This is a genomic window from Bacillus sp. D7-8, from assembly GCF_052055895.1.
Classification (GTDB): domain Bacteria; phylum Bacillota; class Bacilli; order Bacillales; family Bacillaceae; genus Bacillus; species Bacillus velezensis.
The window spans coordinates 3,676,717-3,694,520 of record NZ_CP179922.1; the positions used below are offsets into that span (position 1 = coordinate 3,676,717).

Below are 17,804 nucleotides of genomic sequence, written 5' to 3' on the forward strand. Positions count from 1 at the left end.
TCTCTACAGCACGGCTTTTTCGTCTCCCTGTACGGCTGGCGCCTGCGATTGTTCAAGTTCGTTTTCTTCTTTCAGCTTTTGCGAATCCCACATTCTGAAGAACGGATAGTACACGATAAAGGCTGTGATGATGTTAATCGCCTGCATGACAGCCCCTGATATTTTTCCGCCCGTGGCAAGATAGCCGGAGAAAATCGGCGGCATCGTCCATGGGACGGCAATGCCGGCAGGTTTGGCGACGAGGCCAGTGCTCATGCCGATATAGGTAAAGACCAGTGTGACAAGCGGTGTGATAATGAACGGAATGAGAAGCATCGGGTTCATGACGATCGGCATTCCGAAAATAATCGGCTCATTAATATTAAAGACGGCCGGCCCGATGGCGAGTTTCCCAAGCTGCTTCATCTGCTTGCTTCGCGAACGGAGAAACATGGTGACCACGAGCGCCAGTGTCGCGCCGCTTCCGCCGATGTTGATCCAGATTTCAAAAAACTGCTGGGTGAAAATATTCGGAAGCGCATCGCCCGCCTGAAACGCAATCCGGTTGGCATCCATCGCTCCGAACCAGATCGGCGCCATGACGCCGCCGACTATGTTCGCCCCGTGTAATCCGCACGCCCACAAGAGCATTTGAACCGCTTCGGCTATCAGGCTTCCGCCGAGACTTCCCCCAAGAATCGAGAGCGGTGTCCCCAGTACAACGCTTACAATGTTATGAAGACTTTCAAACGGCGTCGCTTCGACAATTAAACGCGCGCCCCAGATCAGAAAGATGACGGCAAAACCGGGAATTAAAGCGATAAACGATTTGCTGACCGCAGGAGGCACGCCGTCCGGCATTTTGAAGACGAAATTCCGCTGGATGATCAGGCGGTAAATTTCCGTCGACAGCATGGCGATGATCATCGCGACAAACAGCCCTTTGCTTCCCATGAGAGACAGCGGGATGCCGCCGCCGACCATGATTTCCTCTTTGGCGCCGGAAGGCAGAAACGGAACTTTGTACGGCGTTGCCAAGAGAAACGCCGCCAAAGATATCGCACCGGCCGATAATGCATCCACCCCGTATTTTTCGGCCAGGCGGTAGGCGATTCCGAAAGCGGCGACAAGACCCATGATTTCAAAGGTCGCATCAACCGGATATTGCAGTTTTTGAGACCAGGCGCTTCCGAACGTCTTTGCCATGAAATCCGCATATCCCGGAATCGGCAGGTTGCCGATGATCAGAAAAAATGAACCGATGATAATAAGCGGCATGGTGAGGATGATCCCGTCACGCAATGCTTGCAGATGCCGCTGGGAGGCAATTTTTCCGGCAATGGGCATGACTTTCTCTTCTAAAAACTGGTTCACCTTATTCACACGGCCCGCCCCTTTCTACGATGCGTTTCCGAGCTGTTCCGCTGATTTCAGAACCTCCGCTCCGTTGCATGTGCCGTAATGGACAGTATTGATGACTTCAACCGGCACTCCTTTTGATTCACCCAATTTTTTCAGCTGCGGAAGCAAATAACGGACTTGAGGCCCAAGCAGCAATACGTCCGCTTTATCAATATGCTGGTTGACTGAATCGCCTGACACCGCCCAGATTTTATATTCTTTTCCTTGTTCCTGCGCGCTTTTTTCCATCTTGGTGACGAGTAAGCTTGTTGACATCCCTGCTGCACAAACGAGTAATATATTCATGTAAAAGACCTCCTGAAAGTTTGATATTTTGTATGTCTCGATGTTAGTACCATCATATTATGAAATCGCTTTCATAACTACTCAGGCTTTTTCCGCTGTTAACGGAAAAAAGGTGTATCCCGGTCTTTCTCTGATCGTTTGTCTCTGAATACTCGTAAAACCTCCTGATAGGTTGTGCATTTTAAGAGACGGCTTACCGCGGCCGGATCATCTAACATGCCGCCGAGCCATTTGTACATATGCTGGAGGTCGGCTTTGCTTTCTTTCTCGACGCAGAGCAGGCAGACAAATTGGACACGCTTATCCGCCCAGTCAATCGGCTTCTTCAGCGTGCATACCGCCCAAAACGTCGTGTCTGTCTGCGGAACGAGCGGGTGCGGAATCGCCGTAAGATTGCCGAAACTCGTAGGAGAAATCGCTTCCCTTTCAAAAATAGAATCGGTCAGAGAATCAGAAGCGAGGCCGGCTTCTGCAACCTGCTGTCCGAGAAAACGGATGACGTCCTCCTTCGTCTCCAGATCCTGCTGCAAAAATACCAGCTCCGGTTTCAGAAAGTTCAATTGTTCCCGCTTTTCTTCCAGCATGGCGTCGATTTTTGTAAAATCCCCGCCGCCCAACAGCGTATGAACCTTTAATACGGGAACGGGCAGGTCTTTTTTGATCGGCACTGTGCTGACCACAAAATCAATCGACTCAAAGGAAAGCTGGTCAAGGCTGCAGTAATCAGCCGTTCCGACGATTTCAAGACGCTTTGCGAACCGGGAACGGAGCTTTTCTCTTAAAAGCTGTGCGCTGCCGGCGCCGGACGCACAGACAATCAAGCAGCGTTTAGGCGGCCGTTCCGTCTTTCTCCTTTCGATGGCGGCTCCGAAATGAAGCGCCAAATATCCGATCTCATTCTCATGAATATCAATGCCGGTTTGCTCCTTGATCACGATTCCCGCAATCACTCCCGCTTCAAATGCGAGCGGATAATTTTCCTTTATGGCGGAGAGCATCGGGTTTCTCAGGTTCATTCCGTACCGGTTTCGGTTAATCGCCGGCTTGATGTGGAGCGCAAGACCCGCTTTCAGCTCATTGTCGTCCGTGATTCCGAGCTTCAGCTCCCTCTCAATGGCTTCGATCATGGCCTCCGTCAAACGGCTGGTTTCCCCGTCTATCAGCCTTGTAAGCTCTTTTCCTTCCAATTGTGACTGGGCCATGCGCTTTGTCCCGAGCAGGTGAATGGCGATATAGGCGGTTTCCTGTTCGGGAAAGGTGACCGAAAGCGCAGATTCAAGCTCTTTTACGATGGCTTCCGCTGACTGATATTCTGTTTCAAGCTTAATATCATGAAGATCTTCCGGAATGAGAGATACATAGTTTTCTGTCCGGATTCGTTTGCAGGCAATGGCGATATGGATGATGAGATTGTTCAGGCCGAAGAAAGAAAGCGGGATCTTATGGTTTCGAACCTGCTTCATAATGGCTGTGCGGATCACATGAATGTCGTCTTTCGGCAGAATACCGGCCTTTTCACTCAGGAGATCAGGCTCAGGCTCGCGGTCGTCCACTAAGTATTCCGCCATACAATAACGGAGGCGGAGCTCTTCGCCGCGCAGCTTAAAGCCGTAGTTCGGCCTTGTTTCCAAAATGATGTCATAGGGGCGGAGCCGTTTTTTGACTTCTTTTAAATCAGATTGAAGTGTGGATTTACTGATGAACAGTTCTTCCGCCAAGTCATCCAGCTTGAGGTAGCCGTCGGCCAGAAGCATTCTTTTCATAAGGTAATCTATCCGTTCATCGGGAAAAATCGGCACGGTGCTGTTCTGCTGGAAATTGTCCTGAAGCCAGTTTTTAAACGGCTGCTCATTCCGGATCAGCAGCTTATAGCCGCTCCCTCTGACAGATTGAATGGATGCGCCGTGTTTTTCTACAATGGTTTGCAGTTCCTTTATGTCATTGCGGACCGTCCGCGTCGTTACCTTTACATTTGCAGCGATGACTGAGCTTGTAACCGGTGTTTCAGCAGCTAAAAGCAAGCGCAGAAGTTCACGAAGCCGCCCATGAAGCATGAGAAAAACCTCCTATCAGATCAGATGCAGACGTGAAAAATGGGCAAAAAGAATGAGGAAGGGGTAAATGTATGTAAATTCTATAATGGGGAGGATTTCAAGTCAATGCGGCAATCCGATGCCAAGCCCGTAAAAAAACAGCCGGATCAGCCGGCTGTTCGGGATGCGGACATGCGGTTCCGCTTAGATGCCTTCCGTTCTTTTATGATTTTTCTGATGATCGGATAGATGACGGGCGCCCATTTGATAATCGTTTTGAAAAATTTTTTCAATGTCTGAATCCCCTTTCTTTTACCTTGTCTTTCCCCTGTTATCAGCGTTTATAAACATGGTCAGCGTGAAACATACCGGTTCCCCGTCACCCAATAGCGCCACGGATAATCCCGGGCTTCTCCGCTGTTGTCAATCCCGATTCTCGGGCCTGTTGATATATGCTCAGGCGTAAAGCCCTCCGTAATATACAGCGGCGGTTCCGTGATCATGCCGCCGTAGTCGTTCATTGAAATGCCCATCGCCTTCGTCAGTTTTCCCGGGCCGTTTGTCCACTCTCTCGGGTGTCTGCCCGGTCTCCTGCTCTCCATCAGGAACTGTCCTTCATGAGGCTCCGCCGCCCTGATTAACACGGCCTGCGGAATGCCGATGTCCGCGGCGACGACGTTCATTAATGTATGAGTGTGCATGACGTATGTATAAATGCGGCCCGCCTCATGGAACATAATTTCCGTCCGTTTCGTGCGCCGGTTGCCGAAGCTGTGCGCCGCCCGGTCTTCCGCTCCCATATAAGCTTCCGTTTCCACGATGAAACCTGAAGCCGTTCCCTCATCCGTCTCTTTCACCAAAAGACAGCCGAGCAATAAAGGGGCAAGCTCCACTGACGGTCTCTGGTAAAATTCAATCGGCAAAGGCTTTCCTTCTCCCGCCATTTGCCTCCCTCCTTTCTGAATATAGCGATTTCCTCTTTCACGTTTTTCACTTCTTTTTTACAATATAAACATGAGAGAAAAAAAGGACATCATTGTTGAACGCTCTATTGCGTTTTGAAAATCGGCTCGGTATAATATGATGGTTCAAATGAAAATGATTCTCATATTCAATAAATACCGGACAATGATCATAAAAGTAGGTGAATTGTTTTTTGAGCGATTCTGTCACGTCCGCAAACCGTCTGATCAGCATCTTAAAAAACGGGGTTTTCTTCCTGATCGCGGTGATCGGGCTGCTTGTATCTATTTTTTTCGCCGTCTCATTCGGCGCAAAAGACATTACTTTACATACGGTTTGGTCGGCTGTTGCTGATTACAATCCGAACATAACGGGCCAGCAGATCATTCATGAATTGCGTCTTCCGAGGGTGCTCGGGGCGGCCGTTACAGGAGCCGCTTTTGCCGCAGCCGGCGCCCTCATGCAGGGTGTCACGAGAAACCCGCTTGCCGATTCGGGTGTCTTAGGTGTAAACGCGGGCGCCATGTTTGTTGTTGCGCTCAGTTTTGCTTTTTTCCCTCATTTATCATACGCCCTGCTGATGGTGATGTCATTTTTGGGAGCACTGGCAAGCACCGGCTTGATTTTCTTTATCAGTGCGGCGGGAAAAGGCAGCATGACACCTTTAAAGGTAACGCTTGCCGGGGCGGTCGTGGCCGCTCTTTTACATTCACTCAGTACCGGTGTGGCGATTTATTACGATTTAAGCCAGGATTTGGCCTTCTGGTACGCCGGCGGGGTGTCAGGGATCAAGTGGGCTCATTTACAAGTCCTTGTTCCCGTGATTGCGGTCTTCATCATTCTCGCGACATTCATGGGCCGGTCCGTCACCCTTCTCTCAATGGGAAATGACGTGGCGGCGAATTTAGGGGTGAACACGGCTCTGACGCGTGCCGCCGGATTAATGATCGCCGTCGTTCTTGCCGGTGTGTCTGTTTCCGCTGCCGGCGCGATCGGCTTTGTCGGGCTGGTCATTCCCCATATCGCGCGAAAGATCGTCGGCGTTACGTACAGGCTGATTATTCCGATGTCCGCGTTACTCGGCGCGATTCTATTGATTTTGGCTGACCTGGCCTCGCGCACGGTCAGTCCCCCGAGGGAATTGGCGATAGGCATTATGGTCGCACTTGTCGGTGTCCCTTTCTTTCTTTATATTGCCCGCAAGGAAGGGAGAGACTTATAAATGAAAGTGCAGAAAGAAACAAAAAAAGCGGCGGCGGCAGGACTCATTCTGCTGGTCATCGCCGTTTGCATTATTCTGATCGGGCTGCATACGGGCTCATTCCGGCTTTCTCCTCTCACGGTGGGAAAAACGCTGTTCGGATACGGCACGTTTCAAAGCACAACCGTTTTATTCGATTACCGGCTTCCCCGGATTCTGGTGACGATGCTGGCCGGCATCGGTTTAGGAGTGTCGGGCGCTATTTTGCAGGGTGTATCCCGAAATCCGCTTGCCGATCCGGGCATTCTCGGACTGCATGCCGGCGCTTCCTTCGGTTTGATGATGTATATCACGTTCTTTCATTCCCTGGAGGCGCAGGCATCGATGTTCATCCCGCTGTTTACGTTTGCGGGCGGAACACTCGCCGCCCTGCTGATCGTAGTGCTTACGTACGACAGGCTGAACGGTTTTTTAACGATCCGCATGCTGTTAGTCGGGATCGCCGTTTCCGCGGGCTTCAGCGCCGTTACATTGTTTATGTCGCTGCGACTGAATGAAGAAACTTATACATTCGCTTCCCGCTGGCTGGTGGGAAACGTCTGGGGCAGGGATTGGATTCACGTGTGGTCGCTATTGCCCTGGATCGGCATTCTCGCACCGCTTGCATGGCTGAACGCCCGCTCTTTGAATATTTTAATGCTCGGTGACCAGGCAGCCGCGGGGCTCGGCGCACACGTGCAGAGAAAAAGGATCATGCTGATCGCCATAGCGGTCGGCTTGTCCTGCGCGAGCGTCGCGATGGCCGGGGGAATCGGCTTTATCGGCTTTGCCGCCCCTCACTTGGCAAGACGGCTCGTCGGCACCATGCATCAGCATATTATTCCGATTGCAGGATTAATCGGACTTGTCATTCTTGTCGCGGCAGACACCATCGGCCGGTCTTTGTTTCAGCCGAACGCCATTCCGGCCGGCGTGGTTGCTGCAGCCATCGGCGCGCCGTATTTTCTCTATCTCGTCATGAAAATCAAATCATAAAACAAGGAGTATTCCCATGAAAAAAATAATTGCGCTCATCAGTTTCATGTGTATTTTCTTATTGGCTGCCTGCCAATCTGATTCAACACAGCCGGAGTCAAAAAAGAAATCCGGCGATCATAAAATCGCTTCGATGTCCATTCACCTGACAAATGATCTGCTGGCTCTCGGCGTTACACCGGCCGGTTCCGTCGTGGGCGGAGAATTAAAAGATTTTCTCCCTCATGTGAAAAATCAGCTGAAAGACACGAAAAAACTCGGACCTGCCTCAGACCCGGATATGGAAGCTTTACTTGAGCTGAATCCAGACAACATCTATCTTGATAAAGAATTTGCGGGAAAAGATGTGTCAAAATACAAGAAAATCGGAAACACACACGTTTTCGACCTTGATAAAGGCACATGGCGCGATCATTTAAAAGACATCGGAAAAATCGTCAACCGTGAAAAAGAAGCGAAAACATTTATTCAAGATTACGAAGATGAAACAAAACAAGTCAGATCCATGATGAATAAGGAATTAGGGAAAAACGCCAAAGTCATGGCGATCCGCGTGAACGCAAAAGAGCTTCGCGTCTTCAGCACACGCCGCCCGATGGGACCGATTCTGTTTGACGATCTGAAGCTGAAACCGGCTGACGGCATTAAAGAAATGAACACCTCCCGCCCTTATGAAGTCATTTCTCAAGAAGTGCTGCCTGATTACAACGCAGATGCGATTTTCGTCGTCGTTAACAGAGACGACAAGTCACAGCAAGCCTATAAAGAATTGCAAAAAAGCGCTGTATGGAAAGGGCTGAAGGCCGTGAAAGCAAACCACGTCTATAAAATTGCCGATCAGCCTTGGCTTGATTATTCAGCACTGGGAAATAAATTAGCAATGGATGAAGCGAAAAAACTGTTCCAAAAATAAACATGAGCCGGTTTTGCAAAAAGTGCAAGGCCGGCTTTTTTATATTGTCGTTTACTTATATAAACATCTGCTTATATAATAGTATAAAAAAGGAGTGAGCGCATGGAACGGAGGCATCATGCTTTAAGTTCCGAAGGGATCAGCCAGTGCCTCAAACTTCTAAGCGACCCGACGAGGCTTTTGATGCTGAAGCTTCTGAAGGATAAGGAATATTGTGTCTGCGAGCTGACGGCTATTTTTGATATAAGTCAGCCCGGCATCAGCCAGCACTTGCGGAAATTAAAGAACGCCGGCCTTGTGCGGGAAAGACGCGAGGGTCAGTGGCGGTACTATGCCATTCATCCGTCCGGTCCGGAATACGCGCTGGTTTGCTCGATTCTGCAGCAGATAGATGAAAAGGACGAAGTTTTACAGACATTGCGGCAAAAAGAAGTCATTGTTACATGCCGGTAAGGGGGATATATTCTTGGGAGTTGCGGTTTTATCAGCGCTGATTTTTGTGCTGACACTTGTGTTTGTCATATGGCAGCCGAAACATGTATCAATCGGCTGGTCTGCCTGCGGCGGAGCGGTCCTCGCTTTGATCGCCGGAGCAGTCAGCCTGCACGATATCGCGGAAGTGACGGGAATCGTCTGGAATGCGACACTTGCCTTTATCGCCATTATTATCATTTCATTAATTCTTGACAGTATCGGTTTTTTTGAGTGGGCCGCGCTGCATATGGCCATGGCGGCCAAAGGCAGCGGGCTGCGGATGTTTCTCTATGTGTCGGTTTTAGGGGCTGTTGTCTCCGCCCTGTTTGCCAATGACGGAGCGGCGCTCATTTTGACGCCCATCGTACTGGCGATGGTGCGGGCTTTGAATTTACCTGAAAAGCTGGTCTTTCCGTTTATTATCGCCGGAGGGTTCATCGCCGACACCACCTCGCTCCCGCTCGTGGTCAGCAATTTGGTCAATATCGTATCCGCGGATTACTTTCATATCGGATACATTGAATATGCATCACGCATGCTGGTGCCCAACCTCTTTTCTTTGGCGGCAAGCATTTTGGTGCTGTATCTCTATTTCAGAAAAAACATTCCGAAACGGTTTGACACCGGCCTTGTGAAACATCCTGCATCCGCCATTAAGGATGAGCGCCTTTTCCGATTATCATGGGGTGTCCTGGCCGTTTTATTGATCGGGTATTTCGTCAGCGCGCTGCTGTCGATACCCGTTTCCTTCGTTGCCGGCTCCATCGCGGTCATTTTTCTCATTCTGGCGCAGCGAAGCCCCGCCGTCCCTGCGAAACAAGTCATCAAGGACGCCCCGTGGGCCATCGTGTTTTTTTCTGTCGGCATGTATGTTGTCGTGTACGGCTTGCGGAATGCCGGACTGACGGATCTTCTTTCTCAGCTTATACAGAAAGCGGCGGATCACGGTTTGTTTGCGGGCACACTCGGAATGGGGTTTATCGCGGCGATCCTCTCCTCCGTTATGAATAACCTGCCGACGGTGATGATTGACGCCATAGCCATCAGCGGAACGGGCACTCACGGGCTGATGAGAGAAGCATTGATTTACGCGAATGTTATCGGTTCGGACCTCGGGCCGAAAATTACGCCGATCGGGTCGCTGGCGACGTTGTTATGGCTCCACGTGCTGAGCCGGAAAAACGTGAAAATTTCCTGGGGAATGTATTTCAAGACAGGTCTGATATTAACCATTCCGACGTTATTCATCACCCTGATCGGACTTTATTTATGGCTGTTATGGCTCGCTTGAGATGAAAAACCTTTTAAGTTGAATCTTAAAAGGTTTTTTTGTGTCAAAAATCCGAAAAGTAAAACTTTTATATTTTAAAAGTATAGACATTTAATTTCAAAAGATTATAATGTTCATGAAAACGTTTTAACTTTATGAAAGAAGGGATTCCTCATGAAAAGAATTTTATTAGCCTGCAGCTCAGGCATGTCCACCAGCCTTCTTGTTACGAAAATGCAGAATTACGCCCGCTCCATCGGTGAGGAAGCTGAGATTTGGGCAGTCGGACAGGATAAAGCAAAAGAAGCGATGAAAGATGCAGACGTCGTACTGATCGGCCCGCAGATGAGTTTTTTAAAAGGTGAGCTTCAAAAAGAGGCGGACCCGCTTCACATCACCGTTGATGTGATTGACATGATGGCTTACGGCATGGGAGACGGCAAAAAAGCATACGAACAGGCCGTTGCCTTGATAGAGAACAAATAAAGGAGGCGATAAGCATGGAAACGTACACGGATGAACAGATCAGTTTTCAGCTGATTCTTCACAGCGGCAATGCCCGCAGCAATATTATTCAATCGATACGCGCATATAAAGACGGCCGGACAGATGAGTCAGACTCCTTTCTGACAAAGGCTGAAGAAGAACTGGGGAAAGCGCACGACATCCATTTTCAGATGATTCAAAAAGAAGCCGGCGGCGCCAAAACGGATGTCTCTCTGCTTTTTATGCATGCTGAAGACCACTTAATGTCAGCGCTTACAATGAAAGAGCTCGTCAAAGAAATGCTCGACTTATTTCAATCAAAGAATTTATAAAAAGCCGGGGGTGAAGACGTGTTTGAGAAAATCAGCCAATTCCTTGTTCCGATCGCGGGCAAATTAAACAATAACCGCTACTTGCAAGTCTTACGGGATGCTTTTATGCTGGCGTTTCCGCTGACCATTTTCGGTTCGGTGTTCGTCGTGCTGACGAACCTGCCGTTTTTAAACAAAATCATGAGCAGCTCCGCCCTGTCTGTCTTTCAATCCGGATTTGGCGGCGCTTCGACGGCGACGATGGGGATTATGTCCATTTTTGTCGTCTTCGGGATCGGCTATTACCTTTCCAAAAGCTACGAAGTGGAGGCCGTATTCGGCGGGGCGATCGCATTGGTTTCTTTTCTGTTGCTCACCCCGTTCGTTTTAGAGCCGGAAACGGGCAAAGCGGTCGCAGGCGTCATTCCGGTTGACCGGCTTGGAGCAAAAGGGATGTTTCTCGGCATGATGACCGCGTTTTTGTCAGGTGAAATCTACAGAAGAATCGTTCAGAGAAACTTAACGATTAAGATGCCTGCCGGTGTTCCTCCGGCTGTTGCTAAATCGTTCGCCGCATTGATTCCGGCTTTTATCACGCTTACCGTCTTCCTCTTGATCAATGCGGCTGTCACCCAGATCTTTCACACCAATCTGCATGATGTCATTTATCATACGGTTCAAGCCCCGCTTGTCGGACTTGGAAGCGGCATCATTCCTACATTAATCGCTGTTTTCTTTATTCAGATTTTATGGTTTTTCGGACTTCACGGACAAATCATTATCAATTCCGTGATGGACCCGATTTGGAATACATTACAGGTCGAAAATTTGGCAGCGTATACAGCGGGGAAAGAGATTCCCCATATTATTTCTAAGCCGTTTATGGAGATTTACACCGTCGGAATGGGCGGAACCGGAATGACATTGGCCATAGTGATCGCCATCTTGCTTTTTATGAAAAGCAAACAGATGAAACAGATATCCAAACTCGGTCTCGCGCCGGGCATTTTCAACGTCAATGAGCCGGTTATTTTCGGTTTGCCGATCGTGATGAACCCGATCATTATCATTCCGTGGGTGATCGCGCCGATGGTTGTCACCCTTGTCACCTACCTGGCCATGTCGGCGGGGATCGTGCCCCCTCCTACCGGCGTGACCGTGCCTTGGACCGTCCCCCTTTTCATTAACGGGATTATGGCGACCAATTCCGTCATGGGCGGCATTATGCAGCTGGTCAACCTCTGTATTGTGTTTGTCATCTGGTTCCCGTTTCTTAAAGCGCTGGACAAATTAAACATGGCAAAGGAAAAAGAAGCTGAGACCGAGCAGCATGCCCGGGATGACAGCATGAGTATGTAATCAAAATCGCAGTAAGGGAGAGAAATCAATTGACTGAATCAAATATTCAATATCGTTTTCCGGAAGGATTCTGGTGGGGGTCTTCCGCCTCCGCCACCCAAACAGAAGGCGCCGCTGACAGAGACGGAAAAAGCCAAAACATATGGGATTACTGGTATGAAAAAGAGCCGAGCCGTTTTTTTAACGGCGTCGGTCCCGGCGACACGTCACGTTTTTACGATCAATACAAGGAGGATATCCGGCTGATGAAAGAAATCGGCCACAACTCCTTCCGGCTGTCTATTTCCTGGTCAAGATTGATTCCGGACGGAACTGGCGAGGTCAATCAGAAAGCGGTCGCGTTTTATCAGGACGTCATCGATGAAATGCTTGCCCATCATATTGAGCCGTTTGTCAATTTGTTTCACTTTGACATGCCGCTCGCCCTTCAGCGGAAGGGGGGCTGGGTCAGCCGGAACACCGTTGACGCGTTTGAACATTACGCCAAAACATGCTTTTCGCTATTCGGTGACAAGGTGAAAAAATGGTTCACTCACAACGAGCCGATTGTGCCGATTGAAGGCGGCTACTTATACGACTTTCACTACCCGAATCATGTTAATTTTCAAGAAGCGGTGCAGGCCGGTTTCCATACCCTGCTGTCGAATGCAAGGGCTGTCAAAGCCTACAGAGAATTGAAACAGGATGGACAAATCGGAATCATTCTGAATCTGACGCCTTCTTATCCGAGAAGCTCACATCCTGAAGATGTCAAAGCGTCCCGGATTGCCGACGCCTTTTTCAACCGCTCATTTTTAGATCCCGCCGTAAAGGGCGAATTTCCTGAGGAGCTTGTCGAGATTCTCAAGGCGGAAGGCTTTCTGCCGCATTATGAGAAAGAAGATCTCCGCCTCATTCAGGAGCATACGGTCGACCTGTTAGGCGTGAACTACTACCAGCCGAGGCGCGTCAAGGCAAAAGAACATGTTCCGAATCCGCATGCCCCTTTCCTGCCTGAGCGTTTCTTCGATCCGTATGTCATGCCCGGCCGGAAAATGAACCCTCACCGCGGGTGGGAAATTTACGAAAAAGGAATCTATGACATTCTCACCAATCTCAGAGAACATTACGGAAATATCGAGTGTTTTATTTCTGAGAACGGCATGGGAGTAGAAGGCGAGGAACGCTTCCGCGATGAAAACGGCATCATTCAGGATGATTACAGGATTGAATTTATCCAGGAACATCTCAAATGGGTGCATCGGGCCATCGGAGAAGGTTCAAATGTAAAAGGCTATCACCTGTGGACTTTCATGGACAACTGGTCTTGGACAAACGCTTATAAAAACCGCTACGGCTTTGTATCTGTCAATCTGGAAAACGGGGGCGAACGGACCGTCAAAAAAAGCGGCCGCTGGTTCAAAGCCGTTTCGGATCAAAACGGATTTTAACAGATGAGGAGGGACGGCCATGCTTGGAGGTATTGAAGCCGGCGGCACGAAATTTGTCTGTGCCGCCGGACAAAGAGACGGCACCATTCTGGACAGAGCAGAGTTTCCGACGGGAGAACCGGATGACACACTCAGACAGGTGATCCGTTACTTTAAAGATTTCCCGATAGACGCCATCGGCATCGGGTCGTTCGGACCGATTGATATCCGTCCTGACAGTCAAACATACGGGTGCATCACCGCGACACCGAAGACAGCCTGGCGGAACTGCCCTATTCTTCAAACGATCAAAAGCGCTCTGGATATTCCCGCAGGCTTCACCACCGACGTTAATGCGGCGGCGCTTGGAGAAGCTTCTTTCGGCGCGGCCAAAAACGCGGACAGCTGCCTCTATTTGACGGTCGGCACAGGCATCGGCGCGGGCGCCATCATGAACGGCAGATTTGTTCAAGGGCTGTCTCACCCTGAAATGGGCCACATTTATGTCAGAAGACATCCGGACGACGGCTACAAAGGCAATTGCCCATACCATACAGATTGTCTGGAAGGCCTCGCGGCAGGCCCCGCCATTGAGAAACGCTGGGGGAAAAAAGCATTTTTGCTCACGGATCAGCAGGAAGTGTGGGAGCTTGAGGGCTATTATATTGCCGAAGCGCTTGTGCAGTATATTCTCATACTTTCGCCGGAAAAGATCATTCTCGGCGGGGGCGTCATGAAGCAGCGGCAGCTGTTCTCTTCTATCCGTCAGCACGTGAAAAAGCGGCTGAATCAATATATTGATCTGCCCGACATTGAACACTTTATCGTTCCCCCTCAATTAGGGATTCACTCCGGCGCGGCCGGTTCGCTCGTATTGGCGGAGCGCGCATTAGAAGCGGCAAACCGGGAGGCGGGAAAATGACGAAGCTCTTATTTTTGGAACCGGTTTTTAAAGAAAGATTATGGGGCGGGACGAAGCTGCGCGATACATTCGGGTATGAGATTCCTTCTGAGCGGACGGGAGAGTGCTGGGCGATTTCAGCTCATCCGCACGGCACATCCATCGTGCGGAACGGGCCTTTTTCCGGAACATCATTACACCGTCTCTGGAATGAACACCCTGGCCTGTTCGGACATCCGAAAGAAGACGCCTTTCCCCTGCTTACAAAAATTCTTGACGCAAATATGGACTTATCCGTGCAGGTTCATCCGGATGACGCATATGCACATCGGCATGAAAACGGAGAACTCGGAAAAACGGAATGCTGGTACGTGTTGGACTGCAAAAAAGACGCGGAGCTCATTTTAGGGCATCGCGCCCAAACGAGAGAAGACTTCGTTCAGCTCATTGAACGAAACGAGTGGGATCACCTGCTCCGCCGCATCCCCATTAAGCCCGGCGACTTTTTCTATGTCCCGAGCGGCACACTGCACGCTTTATGTGAAGGTACGCTCGTTCTTGAAATCCAGCAAAGCTCTGATGCCACCTACCGGCTTTACGACTATGACCGGACGGATGGGAACGGGAATAAACGCGAGCTTCATCTTCAGAAAGCAATTGACGTAACAGACATTCCCCATACCGATGAAAATGTAAAAAGCACAAAGCATCAGATCGGAGATGCTCTTATTACAACACTTGCCGAAACACCTTTCTTTTCAGTTTATCAATGGGATGTGAGCGGGAAAGCATCATTCCCCGCACCCGGCCGGTATTTACTCGCAAGCGTCATGAAAGGACGCGGAGAACTGGATGGATGCCCCATTCACAAAGGCGATCACTTTATCGTGCCGGCGGATTCCGGAGATTTTGTTATAGAAGGAGATTGTGAGGTTATCGTTTCACATCCTTCATCACCCTAAAAATCAGGAGGTCTTTTTTATGCTCAAAAAGTTAGCAGTCTGCCTGTCTATCGTTTTATTACTCTTAGGAGCCGCCAGTCCGATATCGGCTCACACCGTTTATCCCGTTAACCCAAATGCCCAGCAGACGACAAAAGATATCATGAACTGGCTGGCGCACCTGCCCAACCGTTCAGAAAACAGGGTCATGTCCGGGGCGTTCGGCGGGTACAGCGATGTCACTTTTTCAATGACAGAGGAAAACCGCTTGAAAAACGCGACGGGACAGTCTCCCGCCATCTACGGCTGTGACTATGGGAGAGGATGGCTTGAAACAGCGGATATCACCGATTCTATCGATTACAGCTGCAACAGCAGCTTAATCTCATACTGGAAAAGCGGCGGCCTCCCTCAGGTCAGCCTGCATCTCGCAAATCCGGCTTTTCCATCCGGAAACTATAAAACGGCCATCTCAAACAGCCAGTACAAAAACATCCTGGACCCTTCAACTGTTGAAGGAAAACGGCTGGAGGCGCTGCTCAGCAAAATCGCCGACGGCCTTACTCAGCTGAAAAATCAAGGCGTCACCGTTCTGTTCAGACCGCTGCATGAAATGAACGGCGAGTGGTTCTGGTGGGGGCTGACAGGCTACAACCAAAAAGACAATGAGAGAATCTCGCTGTACAAAGAGCTTTACAAGAAGATATACCGCTATATGACAGAGACAAGAGGATTGGATAACCTTTTGTGGGTGTATTCGCCGGATGCCAACAGAGACTTTAAAACAGACTTTTACCCAGGCTCATCTTATGTGGATATTACCGGTCTGGACGCTTACTTCACTGATCCGTATGCGATATCAGGCTATGATGAAATGCTGTCTCTGAAAAAACCGTTTGCCTTTGCCGAAACCGGTCCGTCCGGTAATATCGGAAGCTTTGATTATGCTGCTTTTATCAATGCGATCAGGCAAAAGTATCCCGAGACCACGTACTTTTTGACATGGGATGAACAATTAAGTCCGGCGGCCAACCTAGGCGCGCAGGCCCTTTATCAAAACAGCTGGACGCTGAACAAGGGCGAAATATGGAACGGCGGGTCCTTGACGCCGATCGCGGAATAACTGCTTCTTTTGAAAATCGGTTTTAAAAAACGGCTCTGCCGGGCATATTGTTACCGTTCAAAAAGGAGGGTTCAACAATGGAAAATAACAAAAACAGCGAAGAAACGCTTTCCAGTAAGACGACCGGTAAAGGCGAGTCAGAAGACACGCTGACAAACCGGCAGGGCCATCCGGTCACTGACAACCAGAATGTCAGGACAGTCGGCAATAGAGGACCGACGACATTGGAGAATTATGATTTTTTGGAGAAAATCAGCCACTTTGATCGCGAACGGATTCCCGAGCGCGTCGTTCACGCGCGCGGTGCCGGGGCACACGGATACTTTGAGGCGTACGGAAGTTTTGGAGACGAGGAGATTTCTACATACACAAGAGCGAAAGTGTTTCAAAAGAAAGGAATGAAAACTCCGGCGTTTGTGCGGTTTTCTACCGTCAACCACGGAAAGCATTCCCCGGAAACATTGCGTGACCCCCGGGGGTTTGCCGTTAAGCTTTATACCGAAGACGGCAACTGGGATCTGGTCGGCAACAACTTGAAAATCTTTTTTATCCGTGATCCGCTGAAGTTCCCGGATCTTGTGCACGCATTTCAGCCTGATCCTGTTACGAACATTCAGGACGGCGAGCGTATTTTCGACTTCATTTCCCAATCACCGGAAGCGACTCATATGATCACTTTCTTGTTTTCGCCGTGGGGCATCCCGGCCAACTACCGGCAGATGCAGGGCTCAGGCGTCCATGCCTACAAATGGGTCAATGAAGAAGGAAAAGCCGTACTCGTCAAATATCACTTTGAACCGAAACAGGGCATCCGCAACCTGACACAGAAGGAAGCGGAAGAGATTCAGGGGAAAAACTTTAACCATGCGACACAGGATTTGTATGAAGCGATTGAAAAAGGCGATTACCCTGAATGGGAAGTGTATGCGCAAATCATGACTGATGACGAACACCCCGAGCTGGATTTTGATCCGCTTGATCCGACCAAGCTGTGGTATAAAGACGATTTCCCTTGGAAGCCGATCGGTAAATTGGTTCTGAACAAAAACCCGGAAAACTACCATGCCGAGGTGGAACAAGCGTCATTCGGAACGGGCGTGCTTGTGGACGGCCTTGATTTTTCGGATGACAAATTACTTCAGGGGCGGACATTCTCCTATTCAGATACCCAGCGGTACCGCGTCGGCGCAAACTACCTGCAGCTTCCGATCAACTCGCCGAAAAAGCATGTCGCCACCAACCAGGAAGGCGGGCAAATGCAGTATCGGGTCGATCGGGCAGAAGGACAAAACCCGCACGTCAACTATGAGCCGTCCATTATGGGAGGACTCAACGAAGCAAAGCAGGATGGGAAAGACCATACACCTCATGTCGAAGGCGATGTGATGCGGGAGGCGATCGACCGGTCGAATAACTTCGGCCAGGCCGGAGAAACATACCGCAGATTTTCAGAATTTGAACGGAACGAATTGATCACAAACCTGGTCAATACGCTTTCTTCCTGCCGCAAAGACATTCAGGATCAAATGATTGAGAATTTCACAAAAGCAGATCCGGACTACGGAAAACGTGTGGCGGAAGGGCTGAAAAAAGCCGCCGAAAGCAACAGCGGCGGGCCGATCGGCACTACTGATACAGCACAAGCCGCAAAACAGGCTGAACAGGAAAGCCATCCGTCTGATCCGTATTAAATAAAAAA

At 49.7% G+C, this 17,804-nt stretch carries 18 protein-coding genes; 13 read left to right on the plus strand and 5 right to left on the minus strand.

The annotated features are described in order from the left end of the window. Window positions 1-3 precede the first annotated feature (3 nt). The 5 genes from celB (ACKTRM_RS18210) to ACKTRM_RS18230 all read right to left on the minus strand — a co-directional run bounded on the left by celB (ACKTRM_RS18210) (window position 4) and on the right by ACKTRM_RS18230 (window position 4,663). Window positions 4-1,362 carry a PTS cellobiose transporter subunit IIC gene (gene celB, locus ACKTRM_RS18210; RefSeq protein ID WP_012118765.1) on the minus strand — a complete coding sequence of 453 codons (1,359 nt, stop codon included), beginning with the start codon at window positions 1,360-1,362 and terminating at the stop codon, window positions 4-6. Between the two features lie 15 nt (window positions 1,363-1,377). Next, window positions 1,378-1,686: a PTS lichenan transporter subunit IIB gene (gene licB, locus ACKTRM_RS18215; protein WP_003150863.1), complete on the minus strand. Its 309-nt coding sequence runs from the start codon at window positions 1,684-1,686 to the stop codon at window positions 1,378-1,380. A 98-nt stretch (window positions 1,687-1,784) separates the two neighbouring features. Beyond that, the gene (gene licR, locus ACKTRM_RS18220; protein WP_012118766.1) at window positions 1,785-3,740 is read right to left on the minus strand and encodes a transcriptional regulator LicR; all 1,956 of its coding nucleotides are present in this window, start codon (window positions 3,738-3,740) and stop codon (window positions 1,785-1,787) included. Between the two features lie 146 nt (window positions 3,741-3,886). Beyond that, window positions 3,887-4,021 carry a hypothetical protein gene (locus ACKTRM_RS18225; protein WP_369719122.1) on the minus strand — a complete coding sequence of 45 codons (135 nt, stop codon included), beginning with the start codon at window positions 4,019-4,021 and terminating at the stop codon, window positions 3,887-3,889. Between the two features lie 51 nt (window positions 4,022-4,072). Beyond that, on the minus strand, window positions 4,073-4,663 hold the full coding sequence (locus ACKTRM_RS18230; protein WP_012118767.1) for a DNA-3-methyladenine glycosylase: 591 nt from the start codon (window positions 4,661-4,663) through the stop codon (window positions 4,073-4,075). 242 nt (window positions 4,664-4,905) lie between these two features. On the opposite strand from ACKTRM_RS18230, the gene ACKTRM_RS18235 reads away from it, so the two are divergent. From ACKTRM_RS18235 to katX, 13 genes are all read left to right on the plus strand, one after another. After that, window positions 4,906-5,904 (plus strand): FecCD family ABC transporter permease, encoded by a 999-nt coding sequence (locus ACKTRM_RS18235; protein ID WP_042635747.1) that lies wholly within the window; start codon window positions 4,906-4,908, stop codon window positions 5,902-5,904. Beyond that, the gene (locus tag ACKTRM_RS18240) at window positions 5,905-6,918 is read left to right on the plus strand and encodes a FecCD family ABC transporter permease (RefSeq protein WP_007407745.1); all 1,014 of its coding nucleotides are present in this window, start codon (window positions 5,905-5,907) and stop codon (window positions 6,916-6,918) included. 16 nt (window positions 6,919-6,934) lie between these two features. Continuing rightward, window positions 6,935-7,831 carry an ABC transporter substrate-binding protein gene (locus ACKTRM_RS18245; RefSeq protein WP_007614657.1) on the plus strand — a complete coding sequence of 299 codons (897 nt, stop codon included), beginning with the start codon at window positions 6,935-6,937 and terminating at the stop codon, window positions 7,829-7,831. Between the two features lie 102 nt (window positions 7,832-7,933). Then, entirely contained in the window at window positions 7,934-8,284 is a 351-nt protein-coding gene (locus ACKTRM_RS18250; protein WP_012118769.1) for an ArsR/SmtB family transcription factor, read from the plus strand. Between the two features lie 13 nt (window positions 8,285-8,297). Continuing rightward, complete coding sequence (locus ACKTRM_RS18255) at window positions 8,298-9,596, plus strand: arsenical efflux pump membrane protein ArsB (protein WP_012118770.1); 1,299 nt, start codon at window positions 8,298-8,300, stop codon at window positions 9,594-9,596. Between the two features lie 153 nt (window positions 9,597-9,749). Beyond that, entirely contained in the window at window positions 9,750-10,061 is a 312-nt protein-coding gene (locus tag ACKTRM_RS18260; RefSeq protein WP_007614670.1) for a PTS sugar transporter subunit IIB, read from the plus strand. A 14-nt stretch (window positions 10,062-10,075) separates the two neighbouring features. Continuing rightward, window positions 10,076-10,393 carry a PTS lactose/cellobiose transporter subunit IIA gene (locus ACKTRM_RS18265; protein ID WP_012118771.1) on the plus strand — a complete coding sequence of 106 codons (318 nt, stop codon included), beginning with the start codon at window positions 10,076-10,078 and terminating at the stop codon, window positions 10,391-10,393. Between the two features lie 18 nt (window positions 10,394-10,411). Continuing rightward, the gene (gene celB / locus ACKTRM_RS18270) at window positions 10,412-11,731 is read left to right on the plus strand and encodes a PTS cellobiose transporter subunit IIC (RefSeq protein WP_012118772.1); all 1,320 of its coding nucleotides are present in this window, start codon (window positions 10,412-10,414) and stop codon (window positions 11,729-11,731) included. A 29-nt stretch (window positions 11,732-11,760) separates the two neighbouring features. Next, window positions 11,761-13,161, plus strand: a complete 1,401-nt coding sequence (locus ACKTRM_RS18275) for a glycoside hydrolase family 1 protein (protein WP_012118773.1) — start codon at window positions 11,761-11,763, stop codon at window positions 13,159-13,161. Window positions 13,162-13,180: 19 nt separating this feature from the next. Continuing rightward, entirely contained in the window at window positions 13,181-14,062 is an 882-nt protein-coding gene (locus ACKTRM_RS18280; protein WP_012118774.1) for an ROK family protein, read from the plus strand. Then, window positions 14,059-15,003: a mannose-6-phosphate isomerase, class I gene (gene manA, locus ACKTRM_RS18285; protein ID WP_012118775.1), complete on the plus strand. Its 945-nt coding sequence runs from the start codon at window positions 14,059-14,061 to the stop codon at window positions 15,001-15,003. The genes ACKTRM_RS18280 and manA overlap by 4 nt, the downstream gene beginning before the upstream one ends. Before the next feature lie 19 nt (window positions 15,004-15,022). Then, a complete protein-coding gene (locus tag ACKTRM_RS18290) occupies window positions 15,023-16,105 on the plus strand; it encodes a glycosyl hydrolase (protein ID WP_012118776.1) in 1,083 nt (360 codons plus the stop codon). A gap of 77 nt (window positions 16,106-16,182) precedes the next feature. Continuing rightward, window positions 16,183-17,796: a catalase KatX gene (gene katX / locus ACKTRM_RS18295; RefSeq protein WP_012118777.1), complete on the plus strand. Its 1,614-nt coding sequence runs from the start codon at window positions 16,183-16,185 to the stop codon at window positions 17,794-17,796. Window positions 17,797-17,804 lie beyond the last annotated feature (8 nt).

Coding starts and splice junctions, on each gene's coding strand:
- ACKTRM_RS18245 (WP_007614657.1), top strand. CDS start 6,935: ATGAAAAAAATAATTGCGCTCATCAGTTTCATGTGTATTTTCTTATTG.
- manA (WP_012118775.1), top strand. CDS start 14,059: ATGACGAAGCTCTTATTTTTGGAACCGGTTTTTAAAGAAAGATTATGG.
- ACKTRM_RS18240 (WP_007407745.1), top strand. CDS start 5,905: ATGAAAGTGCAGAAAGAAACAAAAAAAGCGGCGGCGGCAGGACTCATT.
- ACKTRM_RS18260 (WP_007614670.1), top strand. CDS start 9,750: ATGAAAAGAATTTTATTAGCCTGCAGCTCAGGCATGTCCACCAGCCTT.
- ACKTRM_RS18280 (WP_012118774.1), top strand. CDS start 13,181: ATGCTTGGAGGTATTGAAGCCGGCGGCACGAAATTTGTCTGTGCCGCC.
- ACKTRM_RS18290 (WP_012118776.1), top strand. CDS start 15,023: ATGCTCAAAAAGTTAGCAGTCTGCCTGTCTATCGTTTTATTACTCTTA.
- ACKTRM_RS18265 (WP_012118771.1), top strand. CDS start 10,076: ATGGAAACGTACACGGATGAACAGATCAGTTTTCAGCTGATTCTTCAC.
- ACKTRM_RS18250 (WP_012118769.1), top strand. CDS start 7,934: ATGGAACGGAGGCATCATGCTTTAAGTTCCGAAGGGATCAGCCAGTGC.
- licB (WP_003150863.1), bottom strand. CDS start 1,686: ATGAATATATTACTCGTTTGTGCAGCAGGGATGTCAACAAGCTTACTC.
- katX (WP_012118777.1), top strand. CDS start 16,183: ATGGAAAATAACAAAAACAGCGAAGAAACGCTTTCCAGTAAGACGACC.
- licR (WP_012118766.1), bottom strand. CDS start 3,740: ATGCTTCATGGGCGGCTTCGTGAACTTCTGCGCTTGCTTTTAGCTGCT.
- ACKTRM_RS18230 (WP_012118767.1), bottom strand. CDS start 4,663: ATGGCGGGAGAAGGAAAGCCTTTGCCGATTGAATTTTACCAGAGACCG.